At 49.9% G+C, this 14,315-nt stretch carries 12 protein-coding genes; 6 read left to right on the top strand and 6 right to left on the bottom strand.

Annotation, left to right across the window (positions count from 1 at the left end):
• Positions 1–17: 17 nt before the first annotated feature.
• Complete coding sequence (gene nagA, locus J1778_RS16455; RefSeq protein WP_217174240.1) at positions 18–1,157, bottom strand: N-acetylglucosamine-6-phosphate deacetylase; 1,140 nt, start codon at positions 1,155–1,157, stop codon at positions 18–20.
• A 143-nt stretch (positions 1,158–1,300) separates the two neighbouring features.
• Positions 1,301–2,101: a glucosamine-6-phosphate deaminase gene (nagB, locus tag J1778_RS16450; RefSeq protein WP_217174091.1), complete on the bottom strand. Its 801-nt coding sequence runs from the start codon at positions 2,099–2,101 to the stop codon at positions 1,301–1,303.
• Positions 2,102–2,536: 435 nt separating this feature from the next.
• On the opposite strand from nagB, the gene nagE reads away from it, so the two are divergent.
• The 4 genes from nagE (at position 2,537) to chiQ (ending at position 8,550) form a co-directional block, all read left to right on the top strand.
• On the top strand, positions 2,537–4,483 hold the full coding sequence (gene nagE, locus J1778_RS16445) for a PTS N-acetyl glucosamine transporter subunit IIABC (RefSeq protein WP_217174090.1): 1,947 nt from the start codon (positions 2,537–2,539) through the stop codon (positions 4,481–4,483).
• A 193-nt stretch (positions 4,484–4,676) separates the two neighbouring features.
• Positions 4,677–6,347: a glutamine--tRNA ligase gene (gene glnS / locus J1778_RS16440; protein ID WP_217174089.1), complete on the top strand. Its 1,671-nt coding sequence runs from the start codon at positions 4,677–4,679 to the stop codon at positions 6,345–6,347.
• A gap of 426 nt (positions 6,348–6,773) precedes the next feature.
• The gene (gene chiP / locus J1778_RS16435; RefSeq protein ID WP_217174088.1) at positions 6,774–8,195 is read left to right on the top strand and encodes a chitoporin ChiP; all 1,422 of its coding nucleotides are present in this window, start codon (positions 6,774–6,776) and stop codon (positions 8,193–8,195) included.
• A 13-nt stretch (positions 8,196–8,208) separates the two neighbouring features.
• Complete coding sequence (chiQ, locus tag J1778_RS16430; RefSeq protein WP_217174087.1) at positions 8,209–8,550, top strand: ChiQ/YbfN family lipoprotein; 342 nt, start codon at positions 8,209–8,211, stop codon at positions 8,548–8,550.
• Between the two features lie 189 nt (positions 8,551–8,739).
• On the opposite strand, the gene fur is transcribed toward chiQ, so the two are convergent.
• Both fur and fldA read right to left on the bottom strand, forming a co-directional pair.
• On the bottom strand, positions 8,740–9,195 hold the full coding sequence (gene fur, locus J1778_RS16425; protein WP_015698140.1) for a ferric iron uptake transcriptional regulator: 456 nt from the start codon (positions 9,193–9,195) through the stop codon (positions 8,740–8,742).
• 313 nt (positions 9,196–9,508) lie between these two features.
• Positions 9,509–10,036 carry a flavodoxin FldA gene (gene fldA / locus J1778_RS16420; RefSeq protein WP_112287653.1) on the bottom strand — a complete coding sequence of 176 codons (528 nt, stop codon included), beginning with the start codon at positions 10,034–10,036 and terminating at the stop codon, positions 9,509–9,511.
• A 408-nt stretch (positions 10,037–10,444) separates the two neighbouring features.
• Between fldA and J1778_RS16415 the strand changes: the two genes are divergently transcribed.
• On the top strand, positions 10,445–12,109 hold the full coding sequence (locus J1778_RS16415) for a methyl-accepting chemotaxis protein (RefSeq protein ID WP_217174086.1): 1,665 nt from the start codon (positions 10,445–10,447) through the stop codon (positions 12,107–12,109).
• Between the two features lie 76 nt (positions 12,110–12,185).
• Here the strand turns inward: J1778_RS16415 and ybfE are convergent, their stop codons facing one another.
• On the bottom strand, positions 12,186–12,467 hold the full coding sequence (gene ybfE, locus J1778_RS16410) for a LexA regulated protein (protein ID WP_056772022.1): 282 nt from the start codon (positions 12,465–12,467) through the stop codon (positions 12,186–12,188).
• Between the two features lie 262 nt (positions 12,468–12,729).
• Positions 12,730–13,512, bottom strand: coding sequence for an esterase (gene ybfF / locus J1778_RS16405; protein WP_217174239.1), 783 nt, complete (start codon positions 13,510–13,512; stop codon positions 12,730–12,732).
• Positions 13,513–13,749: 237 nt separating this feature from the next.
• Between ybfF and seqA the strand changes: the two genes are divergently transcribed.
• Positions 13,750–14,307: a replication initiation negative regulator SeqA gene (gene seqA, locus J1778_RS16400; RefSeq protein WP_217174085.1), complete on the top strand. Its 558-nt coding sequence runs from the start codon at positions 13,750–13,752 to the stop codon at positions 14,305–14,307.
• The last annotated feature ends 8 nt before the right edge of the window (positions 14,308–14,315 follow it).

The following is a 14,315-nucleotide window of genomic DNA, read 5'->3' as shown; positions in this document are numbered from 1 at the left end:
TGCTGTTATCCGCTCAATTAAACTTCGTTACCATTAACGATAGTTTTTGTGATTTTAAAATCATGAGTGAACGCGGTGAGGTTGGCGACTTTACCTGCTTCGATGCTGCCCAACTGGTCATCAAGACCAATGGCGCGAGCCGGATAAAGCGTTGCCATACGCAGCGTTTCATCCAGAGCAATTCCGACATGTTCGACGCTGTTTTGCACCGCTTCGATCATCGTCAGCGCAGAGCCGCTCAGCGTACCGTTTTCGTCCACACAGAGTCCGTCACGGTAGTATATTGTTTTACCGGCAAAAATGAACTCATCAATATTCGCGCCAGCCGGAGCGGTAGCATCAGTGACCAGCACCAGCTTCTCGCCTTTGAGCTTTTTCGCGTTGCGGATGTTGGCCCAGTCCACATGCAAACCGTCTGCGATGACGCCGGTATACACTTCAGGCGTATCGAAGATTGCACCAATAAGGCCAGGCTGACGACCGGTAATGGCTGGCATTGCATTATAAAGGTGCGTCGCAAAGCTGATACCTGCCGCAAAACCGGCACGAGCCTCAGCATAGGTTGAATTTGAATGGCCTGCAGAAATCACGATCCCGGCATCACGCAACTGGCGGATATATTTCGCATCCACCTGTTCTGGCGCGAGTGTCAGTTGGGTAATGACATCGGCATTCGCGCACAGGAAATCAATCATGGCGCTGTCTGGCAGGCGAATAAAGGCAGGGTTATGTGTGCCTTTTTTCAGCGGGCTGAGGTACGGCCCTTCAAGATGCAGACCCAAAGCCTGATTCGGATATTTTTCCAGATAGGTGCGCATCACGCTGATGCCGTGTTTCATGTAGTCGTCGCTACAGGTAATCAGCGTCGGTAAGAAACTGGTACAGCCGGATTTTTCATTGGCTTTCTGCATGATTTCTAACGTTTCTACTGAAATCGCTTCCAGAGAATCGTTGAACTGCACGCCGCCGCAACCATTAAGTTGCAGATCGATAAATCCGGGGGCAAGAATGGCGCCGTCCAGACTGCGGGTTTCCACATTCGCCGGCAATTCACTCACCGGGCAGACACGTTCGATTTTGCCATCCGCAATCACTACCGCGTGGTTATCCAGAACGTCATGACCGGTATAGACCCGGCCCTCAATCAATGCGTACATCATGCCCCCATTCCCCTAAATCCTTTGAGCCGCAGCAGCGTTGGCTGCCTTCACTCACTCCGGTCACTTACTTGAGTAAGCTCCCGGAGATTCGTTCCGTTGCCGCCTTGCTGCAACTCCAATGCTTTCGGGGACTCAGTTAATTAAAGGTTTTTCATATTTTCCGCTTCTAACTCGCGGAAATATTTAACAGTTTTGACTTTCAGTTCCATGGTGGAAGGCTCATCACACACCATAACGGCTTTTGCATGCAATTGCAGGCAACTGATGGTCCACATGTGGTTGATATTACCTTCAACGGCCGCTTCCAGCGCCTGCGCTTTCGCATGACCGGTGACCAGAATCATCACTTCTTCCGCATCCAGTAAGGTACCCACGCCAACGGTCAGAGCGTATTTTGGCACCTGAGAGACATCGTTGTCGAAGAAACGGGAGTTCGCGATACGGGTTTCATGCGTCAGCGTTTTGATACGCGTACGTGAAGCCAGGGAAGAAGCCGGTTCGTTGAATGCGATATGACCGTCGTTGCCTACGCCACCCATGAACAGGTTAATTTTGCCGTAAGACTTAATTTTCGCTTCGTACTGGCGGCATTCTTCGTCGACGTCAGGTGCATTACCGTTCAGCAGGTTGATGTTTTCGCGTGGAATATCAACGTGATCAAAGAAGTTTTTGTACATGAATGTATGGTAGCTCTCAGGGTGTTCCTGCGGCAGACCCACATATTCATCCATGTTAAAAGTGACGACGTTCTTGAAGCTAACCTGGCCTGCTTTATGCATGGCGATTAAATGTTTGTAAGCTTCGAGAGGGGTACCACCGGTAGGCAGGCCCAGAACGAAAGGGCGTTCGGCGGTAGGTTTGAAAGCGTTAATACGTTCAACGATATGACGTGCAGCCCATTTGCCAACTTCAGTGGTGGTGTTTAAAGGAATAAGTCTCATCACGTACCTCTAGTTTCAGAATATTGAATATACTGTTGATATCCTTTGTCCCTGACGCTGCAGGGGTGTTGTCCACAACGTCAATGACTGCGGATATGCGTAGTCAAAGTAAAAACTAAGTTCGTCAGTTCAAAGGCGGTCTTGTTAAGCGTAAACCACCGTGGCGGTTTATGAATGGCACAATGCCGTCTAGATTTTTTTAATGATAAAATAAGTTTTGTGTGTTGACCAGTCTGATGGCATGTTGTGACCTCTTTTTGGTGACATTTCTCACAAAAAGAGAGGTTTTAATTTGCGATACGAAATAATCTTTTTACACTCGCAGTGCTGTTAGTTATAAGTGCAGTTGGTTAAATCGGAACGGTAAATGTAAAGGTAGTAACCATACTAATTAAACTACTTAGGTGATTCGCCTGACGGCGGATAGGGGGAAATGTGAATATTCTTGGATTCTTTCAGCGTTTAGGCAGAGCGCTACAGCTGCCGATAGCCGTACTACCGGTCGCTGCTTTATTGCTGCGTTTCGGTCAGCCTGATCTTCTTAATATGCCTTTCATCGCGCAAGCCGGTGGCGGGATTTTCGATAACCTCGCATTAATTTTTGCTATTGGTGTGGCATCCAGCTGGTCTAAAGACAATGCGGGTGCAGCTGCCTTAGCGGGCGGTATTGGTTACTTCATCCTGACTAAAGCGATGATTACCATCAACCCTGCGGTAAACATGGGCGTGCTGGCCGGTATCATTACCGGTCTGGTGGGCGGTATGGTTTACAACCGCTGGTCTGATATCAAACTGCCTGACTTCCTGAGCTTCTTCGGTGGGAAACGCTTCGTTCCTATCGCAACCGGCTTCTTCTGTCTGATTCTGGCCGCTATCTTTGGTTACGTCTGGCCTCCGGTGCAGGATGCAATCCGCGCAGGCGGGGAGTGGATCGTAGGTGCTGGCGCATTCGGTGCAGGTATCTTTGGTTTCGTTAACCGTTTGCTGATCCCTACGGGTCTGCATCAGGTTCTGAACACCATCGCATGGTTCCAGATTGGTGATTTCACTAACGCTGCAGGTACTGTATTCCACGGTGACATCAACCGCTTCTACGCGGGTGACGGTACAGCAGGGATGTTCATGTCCGGCTTCTTCCCAATCATGATGTTCGGTCTGCCAGGCGCAGCATGTGCAATGTACTTTGCTGCACCAAAAGAACGTCGTCCGTTGGTTGGCGGTATGCTGGTATCCGTCGCGGTGACTGCATTCCTGACCGGTGTGACCGAGCCATTAGAATTCCTCTTCATGTTCCTTGCTCCGTTGCTGTACTTAGTGCACGCCATCCTGACCGGGATCAGCCTGTACATCGCAACTGCTCTGGGCATTCACGCAGGCTTCTCCTTCTCTGCAGGCGCCATCGACTATGCGTTGATGTACAACCTGCCAGCAGCAAGTAAAAACGTCTGGATGTTGCTGGTGATGGGTGTGATTTTCTTCATCATCTACTTCGTTCTGTTCAGCGTTATCATCCGCATGTTCAACCTGAAAACACCAGGTCGTGAAGACGACGTTGATCATATCGGTGAGCCGGAAGCAAACAGCAACACTGAAGAAGGTCTGAATCAGCTGGCTGTGAGCTATATCGGTGCTCTGGGTGGTTCTGATAACTTCAAAGGTATTGATGCCTGTATTACCCGTCTGCGTCTGAACGTGAAAGATGCCGGCACCGTTGATGACGCTGCATGTAAACGTCTGGGCGCATCAGGTATTGTTCGTCTGAACAAACAAAGTATTCAGGTTATCGTTGGCGCTAAAGCTGAATCTCTGGCTGATGCCATGAAGAAAGTGATGGCTCGCGGCCCGATTGCTGCTGGTGTCGCTACGCCCGTTGCTGCGGCTAAAGCAGTGCCTCAGGCGGTACCAAACACCGTCAAAACCGTCGTAGAGACACTGGTTGCGCCGGTCACCGGTGACATCGTTGCGCTGGATCAGGTGCCTGATGAAGCATTTGCCAGCAAAGCGGTCGGTGATGGCGTCGCTATTCGTCCGACAGACAAAACCGTCGTTTCTCCTGCGGCCGGTACTGTGGTGAAAATCTTCAATACCAACCATGCGTTCTGTCTGGAAACCACTTCCGGCGCTGAAATTGTGGTGCATATGGGGATTGATACGGTTGCACTGAACGGTCAGGGCTTCACCCGCCTGGTCGAAGAAGGCGCAACGGTCGTCGCAGGTCAGCCTGTACTGGAACTGGATCTGGATTATCTGAACGCCAATGCGCGCTCAATGATAAGCCCGGTTGTGGTCAGCAACATCGACGATTACACCGGTGTGATTTCTCTGGCCAGTGGCTCAGTGGTTGCCGGTCAGACCAAACTGTTCGAAATCCAGAGTAAATAACTCTGTTGATTGATTTACAGTAGAAAGCCCTATGGCGGGAAGAGAGCAATCTCTTCCCGCTTTTTTATTGCTTCTAAGCAGAAGTCATGCAGATAACCACGATTTTATGCAACTAACGGTTGTTTCCTTACGTGGCTTGTTGGAACATAAGCGGTTATCCGTAGAGTCAAATGTCGCGTAGAGGAATTGCACAATGAGTGAGGCAGAAGCCCGCCCAACAAATTTTATCCGTCAGATTATTGATGAAGATCTGGCGACCGGGAAACACAATACCGTTCATACCCGTTTCCCGCCTGAGCCTAATGGCTATCTGCATATTGGTCATGCGAAATCTATCTGCCTGAATTTTGGCATCGCGCAAGACTATCAGGGGCAGTGCAACCTGCGTTTTGACGATACCAACCCGGCAAAAGAAGATATTGAATTCGTTGAGTCCATCAAACACGACGTGCAATGGTTAGGTTTCGACTGGAGTGGTGATATTCACTATTCTTCAGACTATTTTGATCAGCTGCACGCTTATGCGCTGGAACTGATCAATAAAGGCCTGGCTTATGTTGATGAACTGTCTCCTGACCAGATCCGCGAATACCGTGGTTCTCTGACATCGCCGGGTAAAAACAGCCCGTTCCGCGATCGCAGCGTAGAAGAGAATATCGCGCTGTTCGAAAAAATGCGTAATGGCGAATTTGCTGAAGGCGCTGCGTGTCTGCGTGCAAAAATCGATATGGCTTCGCCATTCTTCGTGATGCGTGATCCGGTCATTTACCGTATCAAATTTGCAGAACACCATCAGACCGGCAACAAGTGGTGCATCTACCCGATGTACGATTTCACCCACTGCATTTCCGATGCGCTGGAAGGGATCACACATTCATTGTGCACACTGGAATTCCAGGACAACCGCCGTCTGTACGACTGGGTGCTGGATAACATCACTATTCCATGCCATCCGCGTCAGTACGAGTTCTCCCGTCTGAATCTCGAATACTCCATCATGTCTAAGCGTAAGCTGAACCTGCTGGTGACGGAGAATATCGTTGAAGGCTGGGATGACCCGCGTATGCCGACCGTATCCGGTCTGCGTCGCCGTGGCTACACTGCCGCGTCTATCCGCGAATTCTGCCGCCGCATTGGCGTGACGAAACAAGATAACAACGTCGAAATGATGGCGCTGGAATCTTGTATTCGTGACGACCTGAACGAAAACGCGCCTCGCGCCATGGCGGTAATCAATCCGGTTAAAGTCATCATTGAGAACTTTACCGGCGATGACGTGCAGATGGTGAAAATGCCGAACCATCCGAGCAAACCAGAAATGGGCACCCGCGAAGTGCCGTTCACGCGCGAAATCTATATTGATCAGGCTGATTTCCGCGAAGAAGCGAACAAACAGTACAAACGTCTGGTGCTGGGCAAAGAAGTTCGCCTGCGCAATGCGTATGTCATCAAAGCGGAACGTATCGAGAAAGATGCAGAAGGCAATATCACCACTATCTTCTGTTCTTACGATATCGACACGCTGAGCAAAGATCCTGCTGATGGCCGCAAGGTGAAAGGTGTGATCCACTGGGTTTCTGCGACTGAAGGTAAACCGGCGGAATTCCGTCTGTATGACCGTCTGTTCAGCGTTGCAAATCCTGGTCAGGCAGAAGATTTCCTGACGACGATCAACCCGGAATCACTGGTGATTGCTCATGGTTTTGTTGAGCCTTCTCTGGTGACCGCTCAGGCCGAAATCAGCCTGCAGTTCGAGCGTGAAGGTTACTTCTGTGCCGACAGCCGCTACTCAAGCGCCGACCATCTGGTGTTCAATCGTACCGTTGGCCTGCGTGATACCTGGGAAAGCAAACCCGTCGCGTAACCGCCTCCGAATGGCTGGTTTTTGAACGACCTAAAGTTAAACGCAGCTCCGGCTGCGTTTTTTTATGTCTGGGATTTGAGTATTTTGTTTTTCATCGCGAATTAATGTATTTTTGATGTTTACTTTTAAACCCTGTTTTTTGTGTGCTGAAACGTTTAAATGAAAGCTTAAAATTTACAATTTACTGATTCTGTTATTTATTTTCATCACCTCTCTGCCTGACCCTTTCTTAAAGCTTTTTGTTACACTTTTTCATCTTTATGTGCACTTAGTCATACTTCGGCGATCAAGGAGTAATTACTCATTGATAATTCGCGTCGCGAAAAATACTCTTGATCATGAATTAACCGGTTACGCCTTTGGCGGCCGCTTTTAATACCCGTTTGGGTTTTGTTCGTATTTTTTAGTCAAAGATGAGGAATTTCTATGCACAAGCACCTTAACAGGGGCAGGGGATCGGCTTACCTGAAACCTGCACTTTATTCTCTTGCCGGCACCTTATTGGGTGGCGGGATGATGTTTTCTGAAGATGCCAGGGCGGCAGGCTTTATTGACGATTCGACGCTGACCGGCGGTGTGTATTACTGGCAGCGTGAGCGTGATCGCAAGGATATGGATCCGGCGAGCGACCACTACCAAGACTACACAACCAACCTTTCTCATTCTACCGCTAACCTGAATCTCGATTTTTCTTCCGGATATGCCTGGGACATGTTTGGTGTTGATATCGCAGCCTTCACGGCAGTTGAACTGGCCGAAAGCAGCGAAAGCGGGCATCCTAACGAAATCGCTTTCTCCAACAGCAACCGTGCCTACGACGAAGATTACTCCGGCGATAAAAGCGGGGTCAGCCTGTACAAAGCCGCCGGTAAATTTAAATATGGCGGATTCTGGGGACATGCCGGTTACATCCAGCCAACGGGCCAGACACTGATTGCACCACACTGGAGCTTCATGCCGGGTACTTACCGCGGCGCGGAAGCGGGCTACAAGCATGACTTTGGTGATCCGGGGGAACTGAGTTTCTCCTACATGTGGGCGGACGAATATAAATCTCCGTGGCATCTGGAAATGGATGATTTCCGCCAGAACGACAAGAAAACGGGCGTTTCGTACATCCACTCTCTCGGCGCAAAATACGACTTCAAAAATGATTTCGTGCTGGAAGGTGCTTTTGGTCAGGCTGAAAGTTACGTCGATCAGTATTTTGCCAAAGCGTCCTACAAAATCGATCTGATGGGCAATCCGCTGACCACCAGCTACCAGTTCTATGGTGCGGAAGACCGCATCAGTAATAAGAACGATCCGAACAGCTTATACGACGGGCTGGCCTGGTTGCAGGCGCTGACTTTCGGTTATACCACCGGTCAGTTTAACTGGCGCCTGGAGGGGACGATGGTCAAAGCGGAAGGTAATCAGGGCTACTTCCTGCAACGCATGACCCCGACGTATTCCTCCTCCAACGGTCGTCTTGACGTGTGGTGGGATAACCGTTCGGACTTCAACGCCAACGGCGAAAAAGCGGTGTACGCCGGCGTACTTTATGATCTCGCGAAATGGGATCTGCCAGGTTTTGCTGTCGGCGGTTCTTACGTTTATGCGTGGGACGCCAAACCGAGTACCAACGCCGCTTATGACCAGAGCCAGCGACTGAAAGAGAGCGCCTGGAGTCTGGATGCGCTTTACACCATTCAGGAAGGCCGCGCGAAGGGGACGCTGTTCAAACTGCATTACACCCAGTACGACAACCACTCAGATATTCCGAGCTGGGGCGGGGGTTACGGCAATATATTTCAGGATGAAAAAGACGTGAAATTCATCGTTATCGCTCCATTTACTATTTTCTGAGGTCGTTATGTCGATGAATAAATTACTTATGATTGCGGTATCTGCTGTGCTGCTGGCAGGCTGTGCGCCTGACGCCGATCAGGCACAAATTTCACAAACGCGTGAAGACTACCGTACCTGTATTAATACGTCGGAGGGCAACCCCGACAAACTGGCGTCCTGTCAGGTGTTGCTGAACAAACTGAAGCAGGAAAAAGCCCACCAGAAATTTGCGGAACAGGAAACAGTACGCGTGGTGGATTACCAGCGTTGTCTGACGGCGCGCAAAACCGGTGATGGCCAGGCTTATGCGTCAGACTGCGGTAAAATCTGGCAGGAAATCAAAACCAGCAACGCGCCTGAAATGGCTAACTAAAAGCAGACGTTTGTAAAAGCCTAACCTGGCAAATTCATATTATCAAAAGCGAAACCCCGGCTTGCCGGGGTTTTTTATGTTTTATGTCCGCATTCCACGCCTGTGTCCGGGGTAAAGCGCAGACATAAAAAAACCGCTTTTCAGCGGTTAGTTTATTCAGAACAGTTGCGACAATCGATACTGCGCGAATTAGTGCGCAGGTTTGTCATTGTGCAAAGATTCATCTTCACGGCAGTCGCCTGCTTCACAGTGGCCGTACAGATACAGACTGTGGTTGGTCAGTTTGATGCCATGTTTTTTAGCAATTTCACGCTGACGACCTTCGATATATTCGTCACGGAATTCAATCACACGACCGCAATCCAGACAGATCAGGTGATCGTGGTGATGTTGCTGGGTCAGTTCGAATACAGACTTGCCGCCTTCGAAGTTATGACGGGTGACGATACCGGCATCGTCAAACTGGTTCAGAACACGGTAAACCGTGGCCAGACCAATTTCTTCGCCCATATCAATCAGTTGCTTGTAAAGATCTTCCGCACTAACGTGATGACCTTCCGGCGCTTGCAGCACTTCCAGGATTTTGAGGCGCGGAAGCGTGACTTTTAAGCCGGCTTTCTTCAGTGCGGTGTTGTTGTCAGTCATGCGGATTCAGTCCTGTTACTATGTGCTAATCAAGTTGAGGCATGCAGCCTGTGGCATCGGCGGCACAAAATTGTTCGTTTACTGTTCTTCGTTTAAGGGAAGTGTGCCCATTCTCGTAAACGACAGCCTGTTAATAAAGATCACAAATTGCCTGTCACATTGATAATGCAACGACTTGATCGATAGAAAAAACAGATGAACTCAGTGTACCTTGATACGACCGAAAGTTACAATTTTGTAGCGGTTAAATTGTTAATTTCAGTAATAGTTTGGCCCTTCAATTGTAGAATAAATCCTCAGGGCCAACAGGGTTTTAGCCAATAATTTCTGAAAGGCTGAGCTCTTCTGTGATCTGTTTCACCCATGCATCAACACGTTCAGCGGTCAGTTCTGGCTGACGGTCTTCGTCAATTGCCAGTCCGATGAAGTGCTTATCATCAGCCAGGCCTTTAGATGCTTCGAAATGATAACCTTCCGTTGGCCAGTGTCCGACAATCACGGCGCCGCGTGGCTCAATGATATCGCGCACGGTACCCAGTGCATCGCAGAAGTACTCGGCATAGTCTTCCTGATCGCCGCAGCCAAACAGGGCAACCAGCTTACCTTCGAAATCTATCTCTTCGAGAGACGGGAAAAAGTCATCCCAGTCACACTGCGCTTCACCGTAATACCAGGTTGGAATTCCGATCAGCAAAATATCGAATTTTTCCAGATCCTCTTTGCTGCTCTTCGCAATGTCATGCACCTCAGCAACATCTTTACCCAATTGTTTCTGGATCATTTTAGCGATGTTTTCGGTGTTACCTGTATCGGATCCAAAGAAGATACCTACAACGGCCATAAGATTACCTAACCTCTTGTTCTAAATGAAGTGCCCTGCATTGCAGGCAATAATAGCGAAGATGATACCAAACTCGCGAGGCGGAGAATATCCTTCTGCTCGCCTTCTTAACTGGGGAATAAGTTTATCGGGCAATATTTTAAAGTGTTATCGCCATCGTGTGCTTATCAACCACAGGGTTACTGAGGTCATAAGCAAAGTGAAGAAATAAACCGGCTCCTTCCTTAAGTTTATGCACGCCCCGCCGATAGATGATGCGAGAGCAATCTCAACATAATAAAGAAATCGATGCCCGGAGAGGTGTTCAAACATGTCCGGGGGCGTATGCCTGCTGGTTACCTGTTTTGATTCTCCGCATCCCCGTCAATCCTCAGACCAGAAACAGTTCTGTTTCGAGAGAGGCATATCGTGCAGTTTTTAAAAAATATTACCATCAGGGCCGCTTTATTAACCATTCTTGGCATCTTTTGCATCATGTGGGCCGGTGTTTCCCTTTATACCGTCACATCACTTGGCACATTAACCCAAAACACCAGGAACAGTTCCGAACTGGTCAACAACATGACGCTGATCAGCAAAGGCAACGATCAGTATTTCCGAACCGTGACGCGCCTGAATCGTGCTGTTGCACAGTTTCAGGCTGACCCGTCAAAAGGGCCTGAAATTTTTGACAGTGCCAGGCAATCCCTTGATGGACTGACTCAGGCGCTGGCCGTTTTCAAAACAGCGCCACATCCGGGTCTGGAAGATTCAGCCATTCAGGAACTGCAAAGCAGCTGGGAAAATCTGCTCACGCAAGGGGTGACACCCTTATTCAATGCTGCCAGCAGCAGGAATATCGACACCTATAACCAGTTAGCTAACACCACGGTTCCGGCGCTGAGCCGCACTTTTGGTTTATCAATGGAAAAGGTCAGCAGCCAGATTGCAGTAGATTTTCAGGCCGCACAAAATGAATCCAATCATCTGACTTACATGAGCAAAGTGATCCAGCTGAGCGCTTTCGGTATCGGTTTGATCCTGTTGCTGCTGACTGATCGTTATCTGGTGATGGCGCTGGTGAAACCGCTGGATAAAATTCGCGATCAGTTCGCGTTGATCGCCAGCGGTGACCTGACGCAGTATATGGAAGAGTTCGGTAAAAACTGTGCCGGTAAACTGATCCCGTTGCTGAATGTGATGCAGGCGAGTCTGGTGAATACGGTTCAGACTATCCGGAACTGTACTAACCATATCTATCAGGGCGCATCGGAAATTTCAGCGGGCAATAATGACTTGTCTTCGCGTACCGAAGAACAGGCCTCTGCTCTGGAAGAAACCGCCGCCAGCATGGAAGAACTGACCGCGACGGTGAAACACAACGCCGATAACGCACATCACGCCAGCCAGCTGGTGATTGAAGCCTCCGGCACGGCGCAGAAGGGCGGCAATATCGTGGCGGACGTGGTCAGTACCATGAAAGACATTTCCGGCAGTTCGAAAAAGATTGCTGAAATTACGTCGGTCATCAACAGCATTGCTTTCCAGACCAACATTCTGGCGCTGAACGCTGCAGTTGAAGCTGCACGTGCGGGCGAACAGGGGCGTGGATTTGCTGTGGTCGCCAGCGAAGTGCGTAATCTGGCGCAGCGCAGCGCCCAGGCGGCGAAAGAAATCGAATCACTGATCAGTGAATCAGTTTCGCGCGTGGACAGCGGTTCAAAACTGGTTGAAAACGCCGGTCTGACGATGAATGAAGTGGTGCGCTCAATTACGCATGTCACCGATATCATGGCAGAAATCGCTTCGGCATCTGATGAGCAAAGCAAAGGCATCGGTCAGGTGGCGGTGGCGATCACTCAGATGGACAGCGTGACGCAGCAAAACGCCTCGCTGGTTGAACAGGCATCGCAGGCGGCAGTTTCTCTGGAGGAACAGGCTGCATTACTCAACAACGCTGTGGCCACATTCAAACTCAAAGACAGCGTGACCAGCGTCGGTTCGCGTCCTGCGAAGTCCATTTCTGCGCCATTATTGCGTCCGGATACCGGCATGCTTTCGGCGAAAAGTGCTGAGAACTGGGAAAAGTTCTGAGTTAAAAGAGTGGAGTAAGCAGGAATACAGGAAAGGAAAAACAAACGGGTAGCCTGGTAAGGTTACCCGTTTTCAATCAGCCTTCATGACCGTTAAGATGCGCCAGCAGCATCTCTTCAATCAGTTCGCTACGACTGATGTTACGTTCTTCAGCCAGCTTATTGAGCGTATCAACAGCATCGGCATTCATTTTCAGCTCAACGCGACGCAGACCGCTCGCTTTATCGCGGCGTAACTGATTGCGCTTGTTGATCCTGAGCTGTTCATCACGGGATAGCGGATTTGTTTTTGGACGCCCCGGACGGCGGTCATCTGCGAACAGATCAATCGTCGTGCGATCCAGTTGTTCTTTTGCCATAGGTAGCGGTACAACCAGGGAAGTTTTTACATCGGAAAACGGCAAGCCGATTCCTGACGAGCGTTTCACACATTTCGGGCTAAGAAACCCTGACCCAATTTACCCCCCGCGACTCAGACTGAGTGAAACGGGGCGGCAAAATTATAGCGCGCAATCATACACTGGCGCGCCTGGGGTTCACAACGCCTGATTGCCCTGATTTCATGATAACTTTCTAAGTTGTGCAGACTTTTTGCACAATTTATCCCCAGGATGTTAAACCTTAGTCCACATCGATGAAACGGTGAACAGCCCGCAGCACGGCCTCGGGTTTTTCCGCGTGAACCCAATGTCCGGTTCCGGCGACGACATAGGCTTTTGCCTGCGGGAACTGACGGGCGATATCCTCGCGGTAAGCATCCTGCACATACGGAGACAATCCGCCGCGGATAAATAACGCCGGGTGATCCCACGGCGGCACGTCTTCCCAGCCGGTGATGGTTTCGTATTCACTGAGCAGCACCGGTACGTTGAAGCGCCATTCTCCCTGCTGGAAGGATTTCAGCAGAAACTGAATCACGCCGTCTTCCTTTATATACTCGCGCATACAGGCAGCCGCTGACGTGCGGTCGCATAAACCGGCTGCGGTGACGGCATTTATCGCTGCAAAAATCTCATCGTGGCGGCGAACGCGGTAATCGACCGGCGCGACATCAATGGCGATCAGCTTCTCTATACGGTCGGGGATCAGCGCGGTCAGTGCCATCGCCGCTTTTCCGCCCATTGAGTGGCCGATAACAATGATTTTTTGGAAACCCACTTCATCCAGCGTTTCTGTTAAATCCTGTGCCATCGCGGCGTATGACATCTCATCAGAACGCCCGGACTGACCGTGATTACGCAAGTCAACCTGTAACACTCTATGCTGTTGTTTCAGGTCGCGGCCCAGAACGCCCAGATTATCAAGGGTTCCGAACAGACCGTGGATTAACAAAACCGGCAGGGCATGGCTGCCAGCGACTTCAGGTTCTTGCAGGCGATAATGTAATTTCATGGCGAAGTTCATACTGATAAACGATTCCATTAGGTTATCATGAGTTGCGGATGATTTTTTAAAACAGAAAGTTTCTGCCAGATGCCTGAGCGGGATTTGACTACCAGAAGCAGATCAGGCCGGAGCCAGCATGCAGCAAAAACGGGAAGTAGTCTGGTTTTTGCTTCGCGGCACAATTCCCCTGTTTGTTACTGTGTAGAAATTTGTATAATCCTTTTGAATTAAGTAGAAAAACAGTACTGGATAAAGATGAAAACTATTGAGGTTGACGAAGAACTCTACCGCTACATTGCCAGCCACACGCAGGCTATCGGTGAAAGTGCGTCTGATATTTTACGCCGTATGTTGAAGTTTACTGCCGGACAGACCGCTCCTGCCGCGTCAGTGAATGCTTCCGTTATTGCCGGCACTGTTGCGCAGGAAAAACCTGTCGCCGCCGCAGCAGCACCGACTTCGCGTGATAAAGTCCGCGCGGTCCGTGAACTGTTGCTGTCTGACGAATACGCAGAGCAAACCAAGGCGGTAAACCGCTTTATGTTGATCCTGTCGACCTTGTATGGCCTGAACCCGAAAGAATTTGCTGTTGCGACCGAGTCATTAACGGGCCGCACGCGTACCTATTTTGCCGGTGACCAGCAAACCTTGCTGCAAAACGGCATTCATACCAAGCCTAAACACGTTCCCGGAACGCCGTATTGGGTTATTACGAATACCAACACAGGTCGCAAACGCAGCATGATCGAACACATCATGCAACTCATGCAGTTCCCGGCGGAACTGACTGACAAAGTGTGCGGCACCCTCTAAATTTCAGC

The organism is Rahnella bonaserana (assembly GCF_019049675.1).
Lineage (GTDB): Bacteria > Pseudomonadota > Gammaproteobacteria > Enterobacterales > Enterobacteriaceae > Rahnella > Rahnella bonaserana.
This window is presented reverse-complemented; position numbering and strand designations above follow the sequence as displayed.